The organism is Hymenobacter taeanensis (assembly GCF_013137895.1).
In the GTDB taxonomy this organism is placed as follows: Bacteria; Bacteroidota; Bacteroidia; order Cytophagales; family Hymenobacteraceae; genus Hymenobacter; species Hymenobacter taeanensis.
The window spans coordinates 2,714,230-2,735,844 of the sequence record NZ_CP053538.1 but is presented as its reverse complement, the minus strand read 5'-3'; the positions used below and the strand labels follow the sequence as shown (position 1 = coordinate 2,735,844).

The following is a 21,615-nucleotide window of genomic DNA, read 5'->3' as shown; positions in this document are numbered from 1 at the left end:
TCAGCTACTTCACAAGTCATACATCTTATAGTTCTAACTCAGTCGGCATAGTGCATAAGCTAACCGAGTTATAACCGGCCACATTAGATTGATGCTAGCGTAACTGAGGTGTACGTTTAAAAAATATAATAAGTTATTTCTATTCCAAACCAGGAAGACGTGTCGGTTCAATACAGTAGAGTTATTGTGAGCTATCAATCAACAACTATCTTTAATTATCTTATTTTTTACTACATATTAAATTAGTTAAATCCCAATTATAATTACTTCTTGATCATTTTATAAATTACTTTATCACCAATTATCTGGCGCAAGCCACTACATTTGTTTTTGAATAGAAATTTAACAAAATCAACAGTTAAATGCTTATTATAATCTTTATCCATTTCGCACATATATTTGTATATATTTTTATTGGTTGATTTTGAGAGATTATAATATAACAGTGAATAGAACCACCTATTATTCATTTCGGATACTTTATCACGCAAGCGCGATTTTTCAATTGGAACTATACGCCCGACGTATGCTAGCAAATACGCTTCTTCTTCCAGAACAACTCCATTAACATAAACATTGCTTCTTACATTATTACTATGCTGACGAAAGTAATTTAAGGGTGCAGCATGGTAGGCCACGTTACCCTGTTGCATAATTCGAATCCAGTATTGCCAATCGCCAACTAGCTTTCTATCGCTGTTCGGCATACCAACAGCGTCTATGCAGCTACGACGTAGTAATACTGCACTTGCATTAGGCACAACATTACGATAGGACATAAAACGTTCTATCACTTCAGTGCCATCAAGGATAAAATCTTGCTGCCAAAATTCCAGCCCTAAGCTCTCGTAAAATGCATAAGGCCCGCATAGCACCTTGTTTTGCTCATCCACTTCCCAAGAACTGGAATAAGACAAGCAAACGCTGCTATCTGACTCCATTTTTGATAGTAACACCTCTAAAAGGTTTGGCTCAGCATAGTCGTCGCTTTCAGCTATCCAGATATACTCGCCCTTAGCTAGGCCTATGCCTTTAATCCATTGTTTAAAGGTACTGCCACTATTATGCTCATTCAGTACAACCTGAATTCGGGTATCTTGAGCAGCATAGCGGGCGATTATGTCACGACTGTTGTCCGTTGAGCAGTCATCTAACAATAGCACCTCTATATCGCGCTCTGTTTGCTGAAGCACACTTTCAATCCGCTGGACCAAGTAATTGGCGTGATTAAAATTTGGTATGATAACCGTCACCTTGGGCATCGAGTAGAGTATTAAAGTATTGGAAAACTGTAATATTACAAATTAAGGAATGGTGTACTTTTCTTCATAAAACAATTTAACATTATTCTTGAAGTCGTGGTAATTAAATTTCGAATCAATTATCTCATATGCAGATAAGCGCACATTTTCGTACAATAATTTTGTATCATTATTTTCGATAAATGAAACAACATTTTGAGCCAATGTATCAAAATTGTCAAATATATTAGGAAGGTTTAAAAATTCTTCAGTAAAAAATTCTTTATTATATACTGCAAATCCTATACCTCCCCTTAATGTTGGCCCAACTATATATCCATCCAATCCTTCTCCAAAGGATATTGACCATTTAGCTTTGGATTCTAATAATTTATAATCCTCATATCTCATATCACGTATTATTACGAATTTTAGTTTAGGTATTTTTTGTGCAATATAATTTAATATATACTGCTTAAGAGGATGCGAATCAGGCGAAACAATGAGAATATCTTCCTTTAGTTCATAAGGCAATACCAATACTTTTTCTTTATCAAACCAGGAAGACAGTTTATGGATTGGCAATCCATAATAATCTCTGAAATAAGCATTAGTATAACTATCATGTGCGGTAGTAGAAGTTATTCGATTTGATATGACTCTGAGTCTATCAATTACTATTTTATCAGGCATCATTTCAATATTTTGATTTAAAATATTGAAATGAACATTTTTGAAATCAGATAAAGTTTTTATTTGATCGCATGACAATAGATCAAAAAATTCCCCAACATAATATTCAGGCAAATGAATTATCAACTCAATTCCTTGATATCTTTTCTTTATAAGAAGATCAAATGGATAAATAGAAACATTGTTATCAAACCATGTATATTTAGAGATTTTTGCACTATTAGGATAAGACATCATTAAAACTGAAACCCTTTTATTCTTAAAAATCGAAATAGTTTCTCTAAAAATTGAGAATATTGATAATATACCTCCACTTTTGGTTTCCGTACCTGGAATTAAAAATATTATAGATTTATCATGTTTCTCCAATAACGCAAAAGAAATTTTTTGCCACATGATTCTTCCTCTATAAGAAAGGGAATTAACAATTCTATTTAGCATAATAGAAATTTTAACAAGTTATGTTAAGCCCAATATTTGTTTTGCTCTACCAATGTAAAGTAGTCTTCCCTTGTTATTCCAACCAGCATGTTGTCCCAAAATCTATTCCTTCTAAAATACCATCTGCGTCTCACCCCTTCAATTTTCCATCCACACTTTTGAGTGTAAATATTAATTGAAGCTTTATTATACTCTATAATATCCGTATCCAAACGCTCAAAATACAATTCTTCGAAAGCGTATCTCATGATAGTCATGATTGTATCAAACCCATAACCCTTACCTCTAACATCGTTATCACCCAACATTATTCCATGATACCCTCGCCTATTTTTCCAATCAATATCGACAATATTAGCTGTCCCGATAAGTCCTAAACCGGGAACATCGATAGCAAATCGTTGACTGGATTGATTATTCATTAAATTATCAAACCACTTCTTTTGATATTCAAAATTACTAGGAAAATGCCATCCAGCTAACATATTCCAAATATCTGGATCATTTGCCCATTTATGAAGGGCAGGCAAATCATGTTCTTCGATAGCTCTAATAAGAACGTGTTTTCCAAATATATTCATCTGCACCGTTTCAAAAGTTAGAATTTATTTAATTAATGTAAATTGGCTTAATAAACACTTCACTTGATCTATAGAATTATTCATCAACACATCTATAATAGACAGGGAGGCAACAAATTCTATTGAATTTTGACTATATGCAACATTATTACTCTTAATAAATGAGAGCTGTATATTTCTATCATTAAATTCATTTTTATTATACAAATCAATGCCTCCAATAGGATTGATATAACAATCGGCCTTTTCTTTAGAACAAATATCTAAAATCCTATCTTGCCCTTTCAAATAAGCATTATTATACACAGAAGAAGATTCCACCACATTAGTGTATATTTCAAGATATTGAGACACTTGTATTATAGAATCATAAGCCATAGTTGATATAGACCCACTGAAACCATCAATTACGTTAACCACAATTGGATAAACATTTTCGAAATATGGGGACTTTTTATAAGACAATTCTATTGACTTCATAAGCTTTGAAGCCCACTTATTATCGTTTACAACATTAATATCTTTTATCAACTTATTTTGACTTGCCTCTTTGAGCGGGACAGTAAACATTGATGCTTTATTATTTACCAATATATTATTTCTATTAATCCATCCTTTATTAATAAAATTAACATCATCATAAATGATGAATTTATCAACGATATTTAAAAGTTGGAAATACCCAATATATGGGAACAAATAAGGTTGCATTATAGCCAATTTCATACCACTACATTTTTTATAATTTCACATATATATTTAACATCCAATCTGTCTATATCTTGATAGAAAGGTAAACTTAACACTCGGGATGCAATGTCTTCAGAAACAGGGCATATAGCCCCACTATGATATGGCAGCTTGTTTAGTGATGGATAGAAATACCGCCGCGTATTAATGTCATTGGAAACCAAAGCATCTTTTACGCGATGCATAACCTCTTCACTTGGTAACACAATCGGGAAGTATGCATAGTTATACTCCAAACCCTCAGGCATTGTAGGATACTGAAGAGGCATATCAGCTAGTTCCTGCATGTATAGCTTAGCTAACTCACGTCTAGCAGCAATAAAGCTAGCAACTCGGGGCAGGTTACATAATCCCATTGCAGCATGAAACTCCGAGTTCTTACCATTCACACCTAGAGTAAAATACTCATCACCCCTGTGGCCGAATGATTTGTAAAGCCAAATTTTATCAGCTAATTCTTTATCTCGTACTATGATTGCCCCCCCTTCAGATGTATGAAATAATTTAGTAGCATGGAAGCTACAGGTTGAAATATCTCCATACGTAAGAAGCGGCTTGCCATGGTAGTTGACGCCAAAGGCATGTGCACCGTCGTAGATGACCTTTAAGCTATGACGCTGCGCTATTTGCTCAATCTTATGTACATCACAAGGGTATCCATATACATGTGTCGCCAGAATAGCAGAAGTTCTAGGCGTAATAGCAGCTTCAATTTTATCAGCGTCTATACAGAACGTGCGGTTTTCAATATCGACAAATACTGGCTCACAATTTTCCCATAGAATAGCAGTAGTTGTAGCAACATATGAGAAGGGAGTAGTAATTATCTCTCCCGTTAATCCCAAAGCTTTGATTGCAATCTGCAGAGCAATAGTACCGTTTGATGTAAACTGCACTTGAGCGCCATCGAGCTCATCGCTAAGTTTAGCTTCCAGTTCCTGTACCAAAGGCCCATTGTTTGTTAGCCACCCTCTCTCCCATATTCCTTCTAAATAGCTAACGTACTCACTTAGGGGTGGTAAGTAACTCTTCGTTACGTTGATCATGTAGATGCAAAATTATGAGAACTACAAAGGTAAGAGTTATAATCTGAGAACCCTTTGCAGAAAGACTTGAATAGACTGGGCAACTGCTAGCACCTCATCTCTCGTCATTCTAGGCCACAAAGGCAAGCTAAGACTAGTACGTGCCAGCAGTTCAGCAATAGGGAAATGTTCTTGTTGCCATTGTAAGGTTCTATAGGCCTGTTGCTGATGAGGCGGAACAGGATAATGAATCAACGTGCCAACTCCTGAGGCAGCTAAGTGCTGCTGCAACGCATCGCGGTGCGCGGTGCGTACCACATATAGATGGTACGCGTGGGAGCTATCGGGAGCTGTATATGGCAACGTAAGCTCTGGTACATCTGTGAGTGCCTCATGGTACCAAGCAGCTATTTGCTGGCGCTGGGCCGTCCAGACCGGAAGGTAAGGCAGCTTAACACGAAGCACAGCCGCCTGCAGTTCATCAAGTCGGGAGTTGTAGCCGATGATGCTATTATGATATTTCTCGGTGGAACCATAATTGCGCAACGCTTTAACGCGCTGCGCTAGAGAGGGGTCATTAGTGGTAATGGCCCCTGCGTCACCTAAAGCTCCAAGGTTTTTGCCGGGGTAAAAGCTAGTGGCATTTATATGACCAAAGCTGCCGGTTAGTTGGCCGTTATATGTGGCGCCTTGCGCCTGGGCATTGTCTTCTACCACATATAAGTTGTGGCGGCGCGCAATGCTCATAATAGCTTCCATCTCGCAGGCCTGGCCATACAAGTGCACCGGCATGATGGCGCGGGTCCGGCTGGTAATAGCCGCTTCAAGCAAGTCTGGATTAAGATTATAAGTATCAAGGCGCGGCTCAACGGGCACGATGGTAGCGCCCACGTGCGTAACGGCTAGCCACGTAGCTATGTAGGTATTGGTGGGTACAATCACTTCATCACCTGGTCCAATTCCTAACGCTCGGAGCGACAGTTCTAAGGCATCAAGACCATTACCTACCCCTATGCACAACTGCACTTGATTGAAGGCGGCGTAAGCTTTTTCAAACTGCTCAACCTCCTGGCCCAGCACATACCGATGGCTGTCGTAAACGCGTGCCATAGCAGCCAACACTTCTGTCCGGATGGGGTCGTGTTGTCCGGCAAAGGAAAGAAAAGGAATCTGCATGACAGGAGCTTATAACGTACAATCCTAACCTTGTGCCTTTGTAACCTCCTTTACTACATACAACGGCCGGTTACGGGCGGCATCGAGGCCTCGCCAGACGTACTCTCCAATAACGCCGAGGGCTAGCATCTGGAAGGCTGAAACGAAAAGCACGACTACCATCAGCGATGACCAACCGGCGGGCTCCTGGGAGCCAAGCAGGCGAAGGGCTATTATATATGTGCCGTAGAGTAGAGCGAGCGTACCCAGTAGTAGGCCAGCCACAGAAATAAGCCTAATAGGAAGAAAAGAAAACGAGACGAACGAATCAATGAAAAGCTTGACCCGCTTGGCCAGAGTCCAGCGTGACTGGCCTAGCTGCCGTGGGCGCCGAACGTAAGGCAAATTGACGTAGGGATACCCTAACCAGAGCATCAGATAAAATATGTTACTGTTCCGCTCTCGCATTCGTAGTACTTCGGTGGCTATTTGCCGGTCGAAGAGCACAAAATCAAAGCCCCCGGCAGGCACATTTCGGAGAGCAAAACGGCGCATCAGCCAATGGAAAGTGGTAGCCAGCACGCGAGGCAGACCAGTTTCAGGCCGATCTTGGCGGCTACCTATTACCAGCCGGATTCCCTTTTTCCAATACCCATACATGTCGGCTAATAAAGCGGGAGGATCTTGCAGATCGGCGGCTAATACTGCCAGACAATCACCGGTGGCATACTCGATGCCTGCCACCACGGCGTTATAGGCCCCTACGTTCCCGGCTAGCTCTACCACGCTTACTTGGCGTGGATACCGACGCCGAAGAGCATGCAGTGTTGCCACGGTACCATCCCCGGAACCATCGTCCACGAAGATGTATTCAACGTTTACTTCCTGCGGAAGTAAGCTCTTATCAGCTACTAGTTCTGCCTCTAGCGTTGGAATATTTGCTTCGTTGTAGTAGCACGGGATAATGACAGACAGCTTGGGCATGTCGGCAAGATACGCAGCATTGAAATGGGTATTCCAGGCCTGTTGCACAAGACCCACACAGATATCAAGAGCGCGACCAGCTAAGAATGTGCGTCACGGCTACCAGACGGAAACCTAACTGCTCCTTGATATGAATTATAGCTCTGTTCGTAGTTTGGGTAGTGGAGAAGATAGTATGCTCACCGCGGTCGTGCGCCCGGTGAAGCGCTTCCGCGAATAATTTGCGGCCCCATCCCCGGTTTTGCCCACCTACCGCCATGAGCATAATGCGACCGATGTTGTTAGTCCTGCTTATTGCGTCTCGCTGTTGGTAATTAATGGCGATAAAGCTATCCAGCGAGACCTTGTCTTGGTTGGGCACTAAAACCTCTTCACAGTACCCATTGACAGCCGCAACAGCATATTCCGCCAGAAAAGCATTTGCCTCTTCAAACGAGAAAAATGGATCCGCATGAAATCGGTCGTATGGGTTAGGATTGTGAGCTGCAATGCAGCCTAGCACTGTTTGCTCAGACTGCAGCGCTTGCCTAACATTGTACCGCTCAGCAGGAATATGAGATAGGTTTTCGTGGGCGTACTGCAACCTCGTTTCGGTTAGCATCCACCCTATCTGGCCTAGAGCCTGCAGTACCTGAATATCCTCAGTGGGTATATCAGCAATGCAATGCTGCACTCCGCGCGTGACCAGATGCTCCGTAAAGCGTGCACATCCCGTTCGTAAGTTCCCGACTGAGTTGAACAGCACTGTGCGCAGCCGGGCCATAGGGCGGCCAAAGAAAGCAGAATCCCAGGGCAAGTCTGTGTACAAAAAATAACAGCCGTTGTCACTGTACCAGCAGTGCTCATTCTCTTCAGCACCAAAATTAAGGAGCTGCGCACGAAGTGTTTGCCAGGGCGATTTATTATCTGACAAATTGCGTAAGCCGTAATAAGGTGAGTAAAACCTTAGTATGCTAGCTCGTTCCTCCACCATTGCCTCCAATGCGCTCATAACCGCCTGAATTCAGTATAGTCGCGGATATAATCGGTAGCCTCGTATAGTGTGGAAGCTAGCGCCAACTGCACGGCCGTGTGTGAATATTGCATGGTATGCCAGCAATAGGGTGGGATGTAGACCCCCTGGTCGGGCCGTTCCAGCACAAAGGTTTGTATGTCGCCATTGCGTAGCTCTGTTACAATCACAATCCGCCCCGTTACGGCTACTAATACTTGTTCTGTCTGATGATGGGCATGGCGCCCGCGCACAATGCTTTCCGGCGTGTGATAGGTCCAGAAAACCCGCTTTACCTCAAATGGGATAGTAGCTGCAATCTCCCCTACTGATATAAAGCCAATATCTGAGGCACCTATTTTCGGAAAATCAATCAAAAACGGCTTACTCATGCAAGGCAATGTACTGGTTGTTCTTTCAAAGAAAGTAAAAAAGCCGGCTGCCTTGGGCAGCCGGCTTTTTTATACGCAGTTTTCAGTGGCCTAGAAAGAGCGGGGAGTGTTATCTACCTGCCCGGCACTAACGCCCTGCACGTGCTCTTTAAAGTACTCAAGCGTCCGGCGCAAACCTTCGGCGCGGCTTACCTTAGGCTCCCAACCCAGAATTTCTTTCGCCTTCGTGATATCCGGCTTGCGCTTCATCGGGTCATTCTGGGGCAATTCCTGATAGGTGGGCTTAAACTCTACACCCATCAGGTTGGCAATTTCTTCACCAAACTCCTTGATGGTGATTTCATCAGGGTTGCCGATGTTAACAGGCAGAGGATAATCGCTCAGCAGCAAACGGTAGATGCCCTCAATCAGGTCATCGACGTAGCAGAATGAGCGGGTTTGGGAGCCGTCACCAAATACCGTTAGGTTCTCGCCGCGCAGAGCCTGCGAGAGGAAAGCTGGCAATACGCGGCCGTCGTTGAGGCGCATGCGTGGGCCATAAGTGTTAAAGATGCGCACAATACGCGTCTCAAGGCCATGATGATTGTGGTAGGCCATGGTAATAGCCTCCTGAAAACGCTTGGCCTCGTCGTAGCAGCCGCGGGGGCCTACGGGGTTTACGTTGCCGAAGTATTCCTCTACCTGGGGATGAATTTCGGGGTCACCGTACACTTCCGAGGTGCTGGCAATCAGCATTCGGGCACCTTTCACGCGGGCCAGGCCTAGCAGGTTGTGCGTACCCAAAGAACCAACCTTCAGTGTCTGGATTGGAATTTTCAGGTAGTCGATGGGTGAAGCGGGCGAGGCGAAGTGCAGGATATAGTCCAGCTTGCCGGGCACAAACACAAACTTGGAGACATCGGCGTGGTGAAACTCAAAGTCCTCTTTGCCGAACAGGTGCTCAATGTTGGCCAGGTCGCCGGTGATTAGGTTATCCATGGCAATAACATGGTATCCTTCAGCTAGAAACCGGTCGCAGAGGTGCGAGCCCAGGAAGCCTGCGCCGCCGGTAATCAGTACACGTTTTTTATCAGACATGGGGATGTTGCTTAAAAGATGAAAGCTCCGCCTTAAGCCAAAGCTTAAGCGGGCTCATGATGCGCCGTGCGAATACCAATGCAATGGTAAGCAAAGCCCGCTTCCTTCATCTCGGCGGGGTCGTAGATGTTACGACCATCGAAGATAACCCGCTGCTTGAGCAAGCGCCCTACTACCTCAAATGAGGGCGACCGGAACTCGGGCCACTCCGTTACCACCAACAACGCATCGGCGTCGACGAGAGCATCAAACTGGTCTTTGGCATAGGTAATGCTGTCACCGAGCGAATGTTTTGCTTCGGGCATAGCCACTGGGTCGTACGCAGAAACGGTGCAGCCTTCAGCCAAAAGCTTCTCGATGATAACCAATGAAGGAGCCTCACGCATGTCGTCCGTTTTGGGCTTGAAAGAAAGACCCCAAATAGCCATCTTTTTGCCTTTCAGATCCCCCCCAAAGTGCTTCTTCACTTTGCTGAACAGCACTTCCTTTTGTGCCTCATTTACGCCTTCTACGGCCTGCAGCACCTGCATTTTGTAGCCGTTTTCAGAGGCAGTTTTGATGAGCGCCTTTACATCTTTGGGGAAGCAGGACCCGCCGTATCCGATACCCGGATAGATAAACTTGGTGCCGATACGAGCATCAGAGCCGATACCCTTACGCACCATGTTTACATCGGCCCCCATGATTTCACATAGGTTGGCGATGTCGTTCATGAACGAAATTTTAGTGGCCAGCATAGAGTTAGCCGCGTATTTTGTCATCTCAGCCGAGGGAATATCCATGAAGATGATGGGGTGCCCATTGAGCAGGAAGGGCTTGTACAGCCGGCTCATCATCTCTTCTGCCCGCTCCGAAGACACGCCAATTACTATACGGTCGGGCTTCAGGAAGTCGTCGATAGCAGCGCCTTCTTTCAGGAACTCCGGGTTAGAGGCCACATCAAACTCAATGTTTGCGCCGCGTTTAGCCAAAGCATCCTCAATTTCCTTGCGCACTTTGGCGGCGGTACCAACTGGCACAGTGCTTTTGGTTACTACTACTGCGTAGTCGGTCAGGTTCTCGCCAATGCTGCGGGCTACTGCCAGCACATACTTCAGGTCAGCGGAGCCATCCTCCCCGGGAGGGGTACCTACGGCAATGAAGGCTACATCGCAGTCCTTGATGGCCTCCCCGATATTGGTAGAGAAATGCAACCGGCTTGCTGCTACGTTGCGGGAAACCATTTCCTCCAAGCCGGGCTCATATATTGGCAGAATGCCTTTGTGGAGGTTATCAATCTTTTTCTGGTCAATATCGATGCATGTAACATCAATACCGACTTCAGCGAAGCATGTGCCTGTCACGAGGCCAACATACCCGGTACCTACTACTGCAATTTTCATATGAAAGGGAAATATGAGAAAGGGGGCGTGTGGAAAGGAGTGAAGATAATTTAAAAAGGGGCTTCATTTTCTTTAACAATTGATCTTTTAGTTTCCATCAACTGAATTATAAATTATTTAAGAATAAAATACAGCATTTACATAGGCATAATCCTAGCAACTGAAATCAAACTATCATTATAAATTACTTCTTTTTTATTTAAATTTAGTTTCCCAAAAAAAGAACTATTTTTATCATGAATCCACACAAAATCCTGTAAATGATGATCTAAATCATGAATAGCGTGAAGCCTGACAGGATTATAATAAATTTTGTTTTTTACGAAAAAATAGTTTAAATACACATCGACAAAATCACTATCAATCACTAACTGTTTTTTATTTACCACTATAATATCATATGATTTTTTAATAGAACTATATAAAGCATTTTCTTTTTTATATCTCTTTATATTCAACATATTTGCATATATGAAGTATATAAAAAAAATTGGAGTTAAAACACTTATTAAAGAAACGCGCACAATATATATATCTTCAAATGATTTCAAAACAACACATTGGCCAATAACAATAATAAATATCAAATATACCCATGTCCTCGGAAAAGGAATTACCGCCTGCAAATACATAAACACAAAGGGCAATAATACAAATCCCATTAGGACAAAACCATATAAATGTTTTTTTCTTACAAATAAAACCACAATACCTGCAACACTCAGTATCATGAAAAAATATAACTGCGCATCATTAACGAAGAATGAACGAGCAGTTTGAGTCACATGTCTGTTAAACATAGATAATACAGTCTGCCGTGGAAGAGGCAACACATACTTATTCTTTAATACACTTTCGAATCCCGATATCAATAAAACAGGTGCATAAAAAAGCAGAACAAATACTCCAACTATAAATGAATAATATATAAACGCTATAGTCATCTTTCTTTTTCTAGAGATTTCGCTTAAAAAAAGAAAGACTAGCGCTTGACTCACGAAAGCATATAAATATGTAGGAATAGATGCGAATCCGATTACGGAAAAGGCAACGAAACCGAGCCAAAACATATAATTCAACTTTGGCTTTTGCTTACTTAATTCAATAAGCGCCCCAGTACTACCAACAAATGCAAGAGTAATATATATATACCCTCTAGCATTCATAGAATAATAATCAATCATATAAAATGAGAAAAACAAACACACCCCTATAACAGCTACATAATTTGACTTAAACAATCGATACAATACAATTAATAAAATCCAGAATAAAACCAAAGCAGCCAGAAAGCTTGGAAGCCTTAATCCAACTACACCGCTATCAAGATAAAAAGTAATACTTGACAAAACAGAATACAAAATATGATTATTTGGCGCAGGGTAATAAGCAATAGAAACTAAAATACCTCTCGAAGCAAAGTTTAACCAAGTCCAAATCTCATCATATCCAAGAGGAAGATACTTCACTTGATATAACAACATTCCTAATAAAACTATAAATAAAAATAAAATATATGTTTTATTTGCGGCATTTATTTCAAGTGTTGTCTTTTTTAAATACAAAAATAATATCTTAAACTCTACCACTAAAGCACAACACGCGTTTTTTATACTCCCCCTGAATAAATACCCTAATGATATAAATAAAATTGTTGCAACAATAGAGAATAATTTAATTAGATATAAATTATGTCCAGATAAAAAAGACGATACAATTTTATCAGAATAATTTATCAAACCTGCCCAATCAATCAAAACCCTGACATCAACAGCACAAATCAGGAAAGATATTAATATAAAAATGGAACTTATAGTGAAGTAAGTTAAGTATGCAAATCTATACAGATTCATATTTATTTCTTAAAAAGTCCATACTTAACAATGCAATATATAGCCCTGAAGCCATCACGCCAACCAATTTTTTTTCCTTCTGCATATGTGCGACCGTAATAACTTATACCAACTTCATATATGCGTACATCTTTGACACGAGAAACTTTAGCCGTTACTTCGGGCTCAAACCCAAAACGGTTTTCCTGTAATTCAAGGCCTTGGATGATATCACGACGAAATAACTTGTAGCAGGTTTCCATATCTGTCAAATTTAGGTCTGTGCACATATTGCTTAAAAAAGTAAGCATGTGATTACCTATGCTATGCCAGAAAAACAGAATCCGGTGGGGGTTGCCGCCCATGAAGCGCGAGCCAAAGACGACATCGGCGAAACCCTTGAGGATGGGCTTGATCAGTAGGTTGTACTCTTCCGGGTCGTACTCGAGGTCAGCATCCTGAATTATAACGTAATCGCCGGTGGCTTCGCGGATCCCTGTGTGTAGGGCCGCGCCCTTACCTTGGTTGACAGAATGCTGCAGCAGGCGCAGCCCCATCTCGGGGTAACGCGCGGCGTAAGCATTAATGACCTCCGAGGAGTTGTCAGAGGAGCAGTCATTAACTAGAATGATCTCCTTCTGAATGTTATTAACTAGTTGCAATTCTCTTAGCAGATCTAGAATCTGGTGGATTGTGCGAGCTTCGTTATAAACAGGAATGACAATGGACAGAGTACGGAACTGAATTCTAGTCGCGACAGTGGTAGAACTTGTAATCACTAAGAGAAGCAAACAAATGAGTTAAACAATTTTTTAACCTGTTATAACCTAGCTCATCATCCATTTCTTCCACCACCACTGAAATACAATCAGCGCCCAAATACGAGCGTGCACATCTCCGGGGTTACGGGAAAATAGCTGAGCTTTGAGGTCTTGAATTGCTGGCACGCTAAATACTCCTTGCGCTTCAATAAACGCATCAGAGAGTAAGTCATCCTCAATAAGTGGGCGCAACTCGCCGCGGAACCACTTTAGTAGGGGAACTTCAAATCCGTGCTTCGGGCGCTTATACAGCTCCTCGGGCAGCATAGGGCGGAAGGCATCCTGTACAATCTTCTTCTTCATGTTTGCGTCGATTTTACTCTCGACTGGCAAGGAGAAGGCAAAGTTGACTACGTTCGGATCGAGAAACGGTGGGCGAACTTCCAGGGAGTTAGCCATGCTCATCAGATCAACCTTCGTGAGCATATCGTACGGCAGCACTACTTTGGTATCGGTGAGCAACACTTCGTTCAGGTCGCCATCGCCGTGCAGGTCTTCCAGCAGCTCCTTGCGGCGCTTGTCGGCTAGCTTCTTGCCGATTTTGCGACGAGAAGCAGCACTGAGCAGACCACGGGCGTCCTTTTCAGAGGCAAAAGAAGCCCAATCCCAGTAGCGGTCTTTGGGCCCGCTGAGCATGCCCCGGGAGAAGCGCTGAAACTGCCGGATCTTGTTACCGAAATACGAGTTTCTGGACTTGGGCAGAATATCCCAGAGCAAGTTTAGGCCAGTCACGGCTTCCGCTTTAAAGCCGCCCTGACGCACCTGAAACTCGCCCATGTGCTTGTTGTACCCTCCAAATAACTCATCGGCGCCATCGCCAGAAAGAGCTACGGTAGCCTTCTCGCGCGTGCGCTTACTGAGGATATACACGGCCAGCGCTGAGGAGTCGGCGAAGGGTTCATCGATGTAGTTGAGAACATCGAAAATATGATCGTAGAGGTCTTGATTGGTAAGCGAAAAGACAGTGTGGTTCGTCTTATACCTGTCCGCTACCAGCTTGGCATACTTTGTTTCATCAAAGAAGGGCTCATCGCGGTACCCAATGCTGAAGGTATTCAGGTGAGGGGTGTGGCGCGAAGCCAGCGCCACGATGACAGAAGAATCAATGCCTCCGCTCAGGAATGCTCCCAGCGGCACATCGGCTACCAAGCGGCGGGCCGTGGCGTCGTCCAGTAGGTCTACCAGCTTCTTTTGCTGCTGCTCATACGTCAGCTTATTCTTTTCAACTTTTTTCGGGTCGTAGGGGATTTTGTACCAGCGCTTACGTACTACCTTTTTGCCTTTAATATACAGGTAGTGGCCCGGCAGCAGTTTCTTGACGCCTTTGAAGATGGTAGCAGGACCAGGGATGTAGTTCAGTTGCAGGTAGTGGCTGAGGGCTACATAGTCTAGCTTGCGCGGAATACCCAGCGCCAGCAACGACTTCATCTCCGAGGAGAAAAGCAGCTTATCTTCATCACGATAGATGAGCAAGGGCTTCTCCCCCATCCGGTCGCGGGCGATAAAGACTGAATCTTCCTCTTTATCGTAGATGGCAAAGCCAAAAAAGCCGTTGAGCTTTTTGATAAAGCTGCGCCCTTCTGCAATGTACAGGCGCAGAATTACCTCCGTATCGGTTTGCGAATGGAAGCGGTGGCCTTTGCTGATAAGCTTCTGGCGCAGCTCTTTAAAATTGAATATCTCGCCATTGAAGACGATAGTATAGCGGCCTGATTCATCCGTCATGGGCTGGTTACCATCGGCGGTGAGGTCAAGGATAGCGAGACGACGAAAGCCTAGGCCACACCTATCGTAGACGAAGTGCCCCTGAGAGTCGGGGCCGCGGCTAACAATGGCGTCGGTTGAGGCATGCAAGGACGCCAGCGAACTGCGGCCTGCGTCAGTAAAGGCGAATACTCCGGTAATTCCACACATAGGGCGGGCAAAAGTACGAACTATCAGGACTTGAGTTCGGAAAAACTACGGTCGCGGCTCGCAACCAAAGCCGTGCCACGTTAGTACACCCTCTGTATTCTCCCCCATTTTTACTTTGACCTTCGCCATGAACTTACAAGACCAAATGACTCTGCAGCAAGAGTTTGAAGCCGCTGTTACACGCGTTGACGGCCTACCTGGTGACCAAGCGGCCGCTCATATGACTGACTTATATGGTTTATATAAGCAAGCCACCGACGGCGACCATGATGCCAAGCGCGACGAAGTAGGCGACGACACCCCCGACAATCCCAATGGCCCTAAAGGCCTTTCTCAAGCTCAGTGGGACGCCTGGAGCAAGTACAAGGGCGTTAGCCAGGATGATGCGCGCCGCCAGTATGTTGCGAAAGTGAAGGAAATTGCAGGCCCCGTAGGAGAGCAGACTACCGTTATCACTGGTAACGGGCAGCCAGCTACTGGGTCGCAGGTAGGTGGAGCTGATGCTACTTCCGGCCCTGAAGTACAGGCCAACGACAACACTACCCTCTCGCAGCAGTCAACTACGCGGCCAGGAATTTCACAGGGAGGTTTACGCGGCGATATTACGGCCGGCGCTCCTTATGGTGGTGAGGATAAATTGAAAGGTGATCAAAGCTAAGCTTGCTAAGCCACGGCCATAAATCCATAAAAAAAGCCTCTCACAATTGTGAGAGGCTTTTTTTATGGAATAGACATTCTTAAAATATTTTCCCGGGGTTCATGATGCCGCGGGGGTCAAACACCTGCTTGATGCCGCGCATCAGATTGAGTTGCACCTCCCCGATGGCAATACCGATGTAGGGTTTTTGTACTAGGCCTATTCCATGCTCACCGGAAATAGTTCCTCCGAGACTTACGCACAGACGGAACAGTTCTTTAATAGGTTCCTGCAGGCCGTGGTGCCACATGTCATCATCCAGGTCGCCACGGATAATGTTTACGTGCAGGTTACCGTCGCCGGCATGGCCGTAGCATACGGAGTTGAAACCGTAGCGGCTCCCGATTTCCTTCACCCCCTTCAATAGCGTTGCTAGCTCGGCGCGGGGCACAACGGTATCTTCTTCCTTATAGACGGAATTGTAGCGCACCGCATTTCCAATGTTCCGCCGAATCCGCCACAAATCATCCTTCTGCCCGGCAGTATCAGCCAGCAAAATCTCATCCACGTTATAGCTTTCCAGCACCGCGTAAACGGCTTCGGCCTCTTTATATAACTGATCCAGATCTTGCCCATCAAGCTCAATAAGCAAGTGTGCCCGGATATCGGCTGGCAGACTAAGCGGAATATTCAGGTAGCGCGACGACCATTCAATGGCTTCGCGCTCCATGAACTCAAGGCCGGAGGGTACAATGCCAGCTCTGAAAATAGCTGAGACAGCCGCCGCCGCCTCGTTCTCATCGCGGAAGGGTGCCAGCAACAAAATATTTTGTTGCGGGTAAGGCAGTAGCTTGAAAACAATACGGGTGATGATGCCTAGCGTACCCTCAGAGCCAATCATGAGTTGGGTAAGGTTATACCCAGTGGCGTTTTTGAGAGTATTTGCTCCCGTCCAGATGATGTCGCCGGTAGGCAGCACCACTTGCATGTTCAGCACATAGTCTTTGGTAACGCCATATTTCACGGCCTTTGGGCCCCCACTGCTCTCGCTGAGGTTACCCCCCAGGAAACAGCTGCCCTTGCTGGCGGGGTCAGGTGGGTAAAACAGGCCTACCTCTTTCACCGCATTCTGGAACACCTCAGTTACTACGCCAGGCTCTACCGTGGCCTGCAGGTTTCGCTCATCAATCTCGATGATTCGGTTGAGCCGCTCAGTGCTCAATACCACTCCGTGATGAATAGGTAGCGCCCCACCTGACAGGCCGGTACCGGCCCCACGAGGCGTAACCGGAATGCGGTGCTCATAGCACAGGCGCACAATTTGGCTTACCTCCTCGGCGTTTGCCGGACGAACCACTACATCGGGTGCGAAGTGCAGGTCCTCGGTATGGTCGCGGCCATAATCAGCGTATACTTCCGCATCCACACGCTGGGCCGTCAGGACGTGTGCTTCGCCTAAAACCGCTTCAAACTGGGCAATAAGCGCCGGGGTTAAAACTTGATATTCCATATATAGAGGAGCAAAATGACCTGTTCACCTATCTTTGCAGCGATGCGGGAACACGTTACGAAGGTACGGCATTCGGCGCAGTGGCGCCGGTGGCTGCCAGTGCTACTGATAGGGTTGCTAGGTTGGTTAGCCGCTTGCAGCGGTGCCAAGAAAGTAAATTACCGAAACGGGCGGTACTACTCAGCCCGCGATATGGCCCGAATTAAGGCCACGGAACGCCGGCGCGGTATAGCACCTCATAGCAAGGCCAAGACCAAGCTAGCCACTACCAGAGGTAAAAGCAAGGTAGTAGTAAAGAGGCCTAGCGCCCGGCCGCTGCCCGCTAACATGAAGCGCGAAATTGCTTCCGTGATTGAAACAGCCCGCTCCTTTGAGGGAACCCCCTATAAATTTGGCGGTACTACCCGGCTAGGGATGGACTGCTCGGGGCTGCTGTTCATGTCGTTTGCGGCCATTAACGTAACCATTCCGCGCTCCAGCAATGAGCAAGCGTTGTGGGGTGAACCAGTTAAGCCACAAAATTTACAGCCGGGCGATTTGGTATTTTTCGGAGGTTCGCCGGGTAGTTCTACTATAACTCACGTAGGCCTGGTTACAGAAGCCTCCGACGAAAGTGTGCATTTCATTCACGCTTCCAGCTCTTTAGGTGTAATTGAGAATGCTCTGGAGACTGATTACTACCTCAGCAGATTCATTAAAGCAGTACGACCTAGGTTGTGAGATTCCCTCTTACCTTTGTGGCCGAAAACAAACCTTGTGTTGCTTAAGGCTTTACAAAAGCGAGTCAGCCTCACGCTACACACACCACCCTCTCACAAAGTTCACCCTTACTTAAAGTACACTTTTTCACCAATCCCCCCTTTATGAGACGCAATCTTTACGCCTCTGCGGCTTTAGTCCCAATGGCGATTCTGTCAGCCCATCTCAGTTGGGGTCAGGGTGCCACCACGTCGGCTATGAACGGTGTTATCACCGACAAGTCGGGAGCGGGCCTACCAGGTGCTACGGTTATTGCCGTACACACCCCGACCAACACGCAGTACGTTGCCCCGACCAACTCGGAGGGCCGCTTCAACATTCAGGGCATGCGCGTAGGTGGTCCCTACACCGTGCGCGTAACCTTTATTGGTTATGCTGATGCAATCCGCGAAAACATTACGCTCTCACTAGGCCAGAACCAGCGCTTAGATATTAACCTGAGCGAAGCTACTCAGCAGTTGAACGAAGTAGTAGTAAGTGGCGCTCGTGACCGGGTAATTAACTCGAGCCGCACAGGTGCTGAAACCACGGTTAGCCGGGAGCAAATCCAGCGTCTGCCCACGCTGAGCCGCTCGCTAAACGACTTCACCCGCCTGACCCCACAAGCTAACGGTGGTGGCAGCAGCTCAATTGGTGGCTCTAACAACCGTTATAACAACATCACCATTGACGGCGCAGTTAACAACGACGTTTTTGGTTTGGCAGGCAGCGGCACCCCAGGTGGCCAGTCGGGCACTACTCCTATTGCCTTGGATGCTATCCAGGAGATTCAGGTAGTAGTTGCTCCGTATGACGTAACCCTGGGTAACTTCACTGGTGGTGGCGTTAACGCTGTTACCCGCTCCGGCACCAATGAAGTACAAGCCTCTATTTATGGCTTTGGGCGCAACCAGAATTCAGTTGGCAAAAGTGTAACGGAACCCCGTACCAAAGCCGATGAATTCTACAACTACCAGACGGGCGCTCGTGTTGGTGGTGCTTTGGTGCGAGATAAAGTCTTCTTTTTCCTGAACGCAGAAATTGCTCGTCAGAGCACTCCCCTCTCGTTCGAGCCTGGCACCTCCACTTCCCGCTTCCGTACCTCTGCGCTTGACTCTATTACCAGCTACGTAAGCTCGCGCTATGGCTACGACGTGGGGGAATATGGCAGCATCAATGCGCGCCGCGAGAGCAACAAGATTTTTGGGCGCTTAGACTTCAACTTGTCGCAGAACCATCAGCTCACGGTTCGCCATAACTATGTAAAGGCATTTGATGACAACATCTCGCGTTCTTCAACGCAGATACGCTTTGGCAACAATGCTTACAAGTTCAATAACGTTACGAACAGTTCTGTAGCAGAACTGAATAGCGTATTTGGTCGATTCTCCAACAAGCTGCTGTTGAGCTACTCGCGCATTCGCGATACTCGCGGCACTTCAGGCGGTCTGTTCCCTACCTTTGAAATCAACGACAAAGGCCTGCGTTATACTCTCGGCACCGAGCGTAGCTCATCAGCTAACCAGCTAGACCAGGACATTGTAGAGGTAACTGACAACGTAACGGCGGCTTTTGGTAAGCATACCATTACGTTGGGCACGCACAACGAGTGGTTCAAGTTCCGTAACCTGTTCATTAACAACGGCAACGGCTACTACCAGTTCAACTCACTGCAAAACTTTTACAACGGAACGTCAAACCGCTTGCAGGCTGCTTATCCAACGGCTGATAACGGCGAGGCTGCGTTCAAAGCTATGCAGTTGGGCTTCTATGCTCAGGATCAATATTCGCCCGTTGAAAACCTTCGTTTAACACTGGGAGCTCGTATTGACGTACCTGTATTCATTGATAAGCCTGCTTATAATGCTGACGTAGAGGCCCAGACGGCATTCGCACAGTACGGTAAAATCAACACCCAGAATGTACCTAGCGGCCAAGTGTTATTTGCTCCCCGTGTAGGTTTCAACTGGGATGTAAACAACGATCAGAAGATTCAGGTACGTGGCGGAACGGGTATTTTCACCGGTCGTGTACCTTTCGTATGGATTTCGAACAGCTACACTAACAGCGGTGTAATCCAGGGCTCGGTTGACGTGAACAACCCTGCTAGCACTACTAATGCTGCTGGTCAGAAAGTGGTACTGACTGACATTGGTCAGTTCCCTACATATTACCAGAATGGTGCTGTAAAAACGACGCAGATCAACGTTTTAAGCGACGATTTCAAACTGCCACAGGTATGGCGTTCCAACTTGGCTGTTGACTTCCGCCTGCCCGGTGATATCGTGGCTACCCTTGAAGGCATATACTCGAAAACCGTTAATGATATCTACTACAGAGATATCAACCTGGCTGCACCTGTTGGTCGTTTGGCTGGTGCTGATCAGCGTCCGGTGTATTCTTCAGTTACGGCTAGCTCTAACCCATCGGTAGCGGTTCGTCGGATTGATCCAAAGTTCACTAACGTTTACCTATTGGATAATACCAATAAAGGTTACCGTTACAATGCTACGGCTCAGTTACAGAAGCAATTCAAAAATGGCTTGAATACTTCGGTGGCCTATACGTACGGCAAGTCGAAGGAAATCAACAGCGGCTCTAGCAGCACTGCCTCGTCTAACTTTGGCTTCAACCAAATCCAGTTTGATCCAAACAACCCAGAGCTAGGTTACTCACGCAACGACCAGCGTCACCGCGTGTTGGCAACGGGTGGTTACACGTTCCATTATGCAGGCGACAAGCTGGCTACCGGCCTCTCCGTAGTATATGAAGGCTTGTCAGGTCAGCCATTGACTTACCTGTACAACCGCGACCTGAACAACGACGGTAGCACGGGCAACGACCTCATTTACATCCCACGTGATGTGCGTGACGTCAATGAGATTAAACTTGCTGCTTCAGAAGGGCGCACTTTAGCTCAAGTGCAGGATCAATTGGATGCTTTCATCAACAACGATCCTTATCTGCGTAGCCACCGTGGTCAGTATGCTGAGCGTTTTGCTGCACGGCTGCCTTGGACTCACCAGATTGACATGCGTCTGACGCAGGACTTCAACTTCCAGGCTGGTGGCAAGAAAAACACCATTCAGATTACCTTCGACGTTATCAACGTTGGTAACCTGGTGAACAAGGACTGGGGTCATCAGTATTCAGTAGCTAACAGCGCTACGGAACTCCTGTCGGTAGTTGGAACGAATGCTCCGAACGTACAGCCTACGTTTACTTTCCCTAGCGCATTTGCCACTAACAACCGCTCCTACGACATTGCTCCTTTCAACTCACGTTGGCAGGGTCAGTTGGGTGTGCGTTACATCTTCAACTAAGTCTACCTGACTTCTTAATTACCCAAGAGGGGCGGAGATATTCTCCGCCCCTCTTTTTGTGCCCTTATATCTCGAACCTGTTTTGGGGTAAACTACCAATAATTCAACGGCGGCAATTATATATACAG

Annotated in this window: 18 protein-coding genes; 3 read left to right on the top strand and 15 right to left on the bottom strand. The window is 45.7% G+C overall.

The features are described 5' to 3' along the window. Positions 1-263 precede the first annotated feature (263 nt). From HMJ29_RS11625 to asnB, 14 genes are all read right to left on the bottom strand, one after another. On the bottom strand, positions 264-1,253 hold the full coding sequence (locus HMJ29_RS11625) for a glycosyltransferase family 2 protein (protein ID WP_171591648.1): 990 nt from the start codon (positions 1,251-1,253) through the stop codon (positions 264-266). Between the two features lie 51 nt (positions 1,254-1,304). After that, the gene (locus HMJ29_RS11620) at positions 1,305-2,330 is read right to left on the bottom strand and encodes a hypothetical protein (protein WP_171591647.1); all 1,026 of its coding nucleotides are present in this window, start codon (positions 2,328-2,330) and stop codon (positions 1,305-1,307) included. Positions 2,331-2,398: 68 nt separating this feature from the next. Further along, positions 2,399-2,956: a GNAT family N-acetyltransferase gene (locus HMJ29_RS11615; RefSeq protein ID WP_171593315.1), complete on the bottom strand. Its 558-nt coding sequence runs from the start codon at positions 2,954-2,956 to the stop codon at positions 2,399-2,401. Between the two features lie 24 nt (positions 2,957-2,980). Further along, positions 2,981-3,682, bottom strand: coding sequence for a WbqC family protein (locus tag HMJ29_RS11610; RefSeq protein WP_171591646.1), 702 nt, complete (start codon positions 3,680-3,682; stop codon positions 2,981-2,983). Next, positions 3,679-4,752, bottom strand: coding sequence for a DegT/DnrJ/EryC1/StrS family aminotransferase (locus HMJ29_RS11605; protein ID WP_171591645.1), 1,074 nt, complete (start codon positions 4,750-4,752; stop codon positions 3,679-3,681). Before HMJ29_RS11605 ends, HMJ29_RS11610 begins: the two co-directional genes overlap by 4 nt. A gap of 36 nt (positions 4,753-4,788) precedes the next feature. Further along, positions 4,789-5,907, bottom strand: coding sequence for a DegT/DnrJ/EryC1/StrS family aminotransferase (locus HMJ29_RS11600; RefSeq protein WP_171591644.1), 1,119 nt, complete (start codon positions 5,905-5,907; stop codon positions 4,789-4,791). Between the two features lie 24 nt (positions 5,908-5,931). After that, positions 5,932-6,870: a glycosyltransferase family 2 protein gene (locus tag HMJ29_RS11595; protein ID WP_171591643.1), complete on the bottom strand. Its 939-nt coding sequence runs from the start codon at positions 6,868-6,870 to the stop codon at positions 5,932-5,934. Positions 6,871-6,934: 64 nt separating this feature from the next. Then, on the bottom strand, positions 6,935-7,861 hold the full coding sequence (locus HMJ29_RS11590) for a GNAT family protein (protein ID WP_171591642.1): 927 nt from the start codon (positions 7,859-7,861) through the stop codon (positions 6,935-6,937). Then, on the bottom strand, positions 7,858-8,253 hold the full coding sequence (locus HMJ29_RS11585) for a sugar 3,4-ketoisomerase (RefSeq protein ID WP_216634049.1): 396 nt from the start codon (positions 8,251-8,253) through the stop codon (positions 7,858-7,860). Before HMJ29_RS11585 ends, HMJ29_RS11590 begins: the two co-directional genes overlap by 4 nt. A 90-nt stretch (positions 8,254-8,343) precedes the next feature. Further along, a complete protein-coding gene (locus tag HMJ29_RS11580; RefSeq protein ID WP_171591640.1) occupies positions 8,344-9,330 on the bottom strand; it encodes a UDP-glucuronic acid decarboxylase family protein in 987 nt (328 codons plus the stop codon). Between the two features lie 44 nt (positions 9,331-9,374). Then, complete coding sequence (locus HMJ29_RS11575; RefSeq protein WP_171591639.1) at positions 9,375-10,712, bottom strand: UDP-glucose dehydrogenase family protein; 1,338 nt, start codon at positions 10,710-10,712, stop codon at positions 9,375-9,377. Positions 10,713-10,849: 137 nt separating this feature from the next. After that, entirely contained in the window at positions 10,850-12,565 is a 1,716-nt protein-coding gene (locus HMJ29_RS11570; protein WP_171591638.1) for a hypothetical protein, read from the bottom strand. A gap of 2 nt (positions 12,566-12,567) precedes the next feature. Beyond that, positions 12,568-13,335, bottom strand: a complete 768-nt coding sequence (locus HMJ29_RS11565) for a glycosyltransferase family 2 protein (RefSeq protein ID WP_244679302.1) — start codon at positions 13,333-13,335, stop codon at positions 12,568-12,570. A gap of 36 nt (positions 13,336-13,371) precedes the next feature. After that, positions 13,372-15,279 carry an asparagine synthase (glutamine-hydrolyzing) gene (gene asnB / locus HMJ29_RS11560; RefSeq protein WP_171591637.1) on the bottom strand — a complete coding sequence of 636 codons (1,908 nt, stop codon included), beginning with the start codon at positions 15,277-15,279 and terminating at the stop codon, positions 13,372-13,374. A gap of 127 nt (positions 15,280-15,406) precedes the next feature. Between asnB and HMJ29_RS11555 the strand changes: the two genes are divergently transcribed. Beyond that, positions 15,407-15,937 carry an acyl-CoA-binding protein gene (locus HMJ29_RS11555; RefSeq protein WP_171591636.1) on the top strand — a complete coding sequence of 177 codons (531 nt, stop codon included), beginning with the start codon at positions 15,407-15,409 and terminating at the stop codon, positions 15,935-15,937. A 79-nt stretch (positions 15,938-16,016) separates the two neighbouring features. Here HMJ29_RS11555 and HMJ29_RS11550 read toward each other — a convergent pair whose 3' ends face one another. Continuing rightward, positions 16,017-17,426 carry an FAD-binding oxidoreductase gene (locus HMJ29_RS11550; RefSeq protein ID WP_171591635.1) on the bottom strand — a complete coding sequence of 470 codons (1,410 nt, stop codon included), beginning with the start codon at positions 17,424-17,426 and terminating at the stop codon, positions 16,017-16,019. A gap of 192 nt (positions 17,427-17,618) precedes the next feature. Between HMJ29_RS11550 and HMJ29_RS11545 the strand changes: the two genes are divergently transcribed. Both HMJ29_RS11545 and HMJ29_RS11540 read left to right on the top strand, forming a co-directional pair. Beyond that, the gene (locus tag HMJ29_RS11545; protein WP_171591634.1) at positions 17,619-18,146 is read left to right on the top strand and encodes a C40 family peptidase; all 528 of its coding nucleotides are present in this window, start codon (positions 17,619-17,621) and stop codon (positions 18,144-18,146) included. Between the two features lie 236 nt (positions 18,147-18,382). After that, complete coding sequence (locus tag HMJ29_RS11540; RefSeq protein WP_244679304.1) at positions 18,383-21,487, top strand: TonB-dependent receptor; 3,105 nt, start codon at positions 18,383-18,385, stop codon at positions 21,485-21,487. Positions 21,488-21,615 lie beyond the last annotated feature (128 nt).

Excerpts from the sequence above, each read along its gene's own strand:
- HMJ29_RS11595 (WP_171591643.1), bottom strand. The coding sequence starts at position 6,870 with ATGCCCAAGCTGTCTGTCATTATCCCGTGCTACTACAACGAAGCAAAT.
- HMJ29_RS11580 (WP_171591640.1), bottom strand. The coding sequence starts at position 9,330 with ATGTCTGATAAAAAACGTGTACTGATTACCGGCGGCGCAGGCTTCCTG.
- HMJ29_RS11620 (WP_171591647.1), bottom strand. The coding sequence starts at position 2,330 with ATGTGGCAAAAAATTTCTTTTGCGTTATTGGAGAAACATGATAAATCT.
- HMJ29_RS11540 (WP_244679304.1), top strand. The coding sequence starts at position 18,383 with ATGAACGGTGTTATCACCGACAAGTCGGGAGCGGGCCTACCAGGTGCT.
- HMJ29_RS11605 (WP_171591645.1), bottom strand. The coding sequence starts at position 4,752 with ATGATCAACGTAACGAAGAGTTACTTACCACCCCTAAGTGAGTACGTT.
- HMJ29_RS11615 (WP_171593315.1), bottom strand. The coding sequence starts at position 2,956 with ATGAATATATTTGGAAAACACGTTCTTATTAGAGCTATCGAAGAACAT.
- HMJ29_RS11575 (WP_171591639.1), bottom strand. The coding sequence starts at position 10,712 with ATGAAAATTGCAGTAGTAGGTACCGGGTATGTTGGCCTCGTGACAGGC.
- HMJ29_RS11590 (WP_171591642.1), bottom strand. The coding sequence starts at position 7,861 with ATGAGCGCATTGGAGGCAATGGTGGAGGAACGAGCTAGCATACTAAGG.
- HMJ29_RS11570 (WP_171591638.1), bottom strand. The coding sequence starts at position 12,565 with ATGAATCTGTATAGATTTGCATACTTAACTTACTTCACTATAAGTTCC.
- HMJ29_RS11545 (WP_171591634.1), top strand. The coding sequence starts at position 17,619 with ATGGCCCGAATTAAGGCCACGGAACGCCGGCGCGGTATAGCACCTCAT.
- asnB (WP_171591637.1), bottom strand. The coding sequence starts at position 15,279 with ATGTGTGGAATTACCGGAGTATTCGCCTTTACTGACGCAGGCCGCAGT.
- HMJ29_RS11600 (WP_171591644.1), bottom strand. The coding sequence starts at position 5,907 with ATGCAGATTCCTTTTCTTTCCTTTGCCGGACAACACGACCCCATCCGG.
- HMJ29_RS11610 (WP_171591646.1), bottom strand. The coding sequence starts at position 3,682 with ATGAAATTGGCTATAATGCAACCTTATTTGTTCCCATATATTGGGTAT.
- HMJ29_RS11555 (WP_171591636.1), top strand. The coding sequence starts at position 15,407 with ATGAACTTACAAGACCAAATGACTCTGCAGCAAGAGTTTGAAGCCGCT.
- HMJ29_RS11585 (WP_216634049.1), bottom strand. The coding sequence starts at position 8,253 with ATGAGTAAGCCGTTTTTGATTGATTTTCCGAAAATAGGTGCCTCAGAT.
- HMJ29_RS11550 (WP_171591635.1), bottom strand. The coding sequence starts at position 17,426 with ATGGAATATCAAGTTTTAACCCCGGCGCTTATTGCCCAGTTTGAAGCG.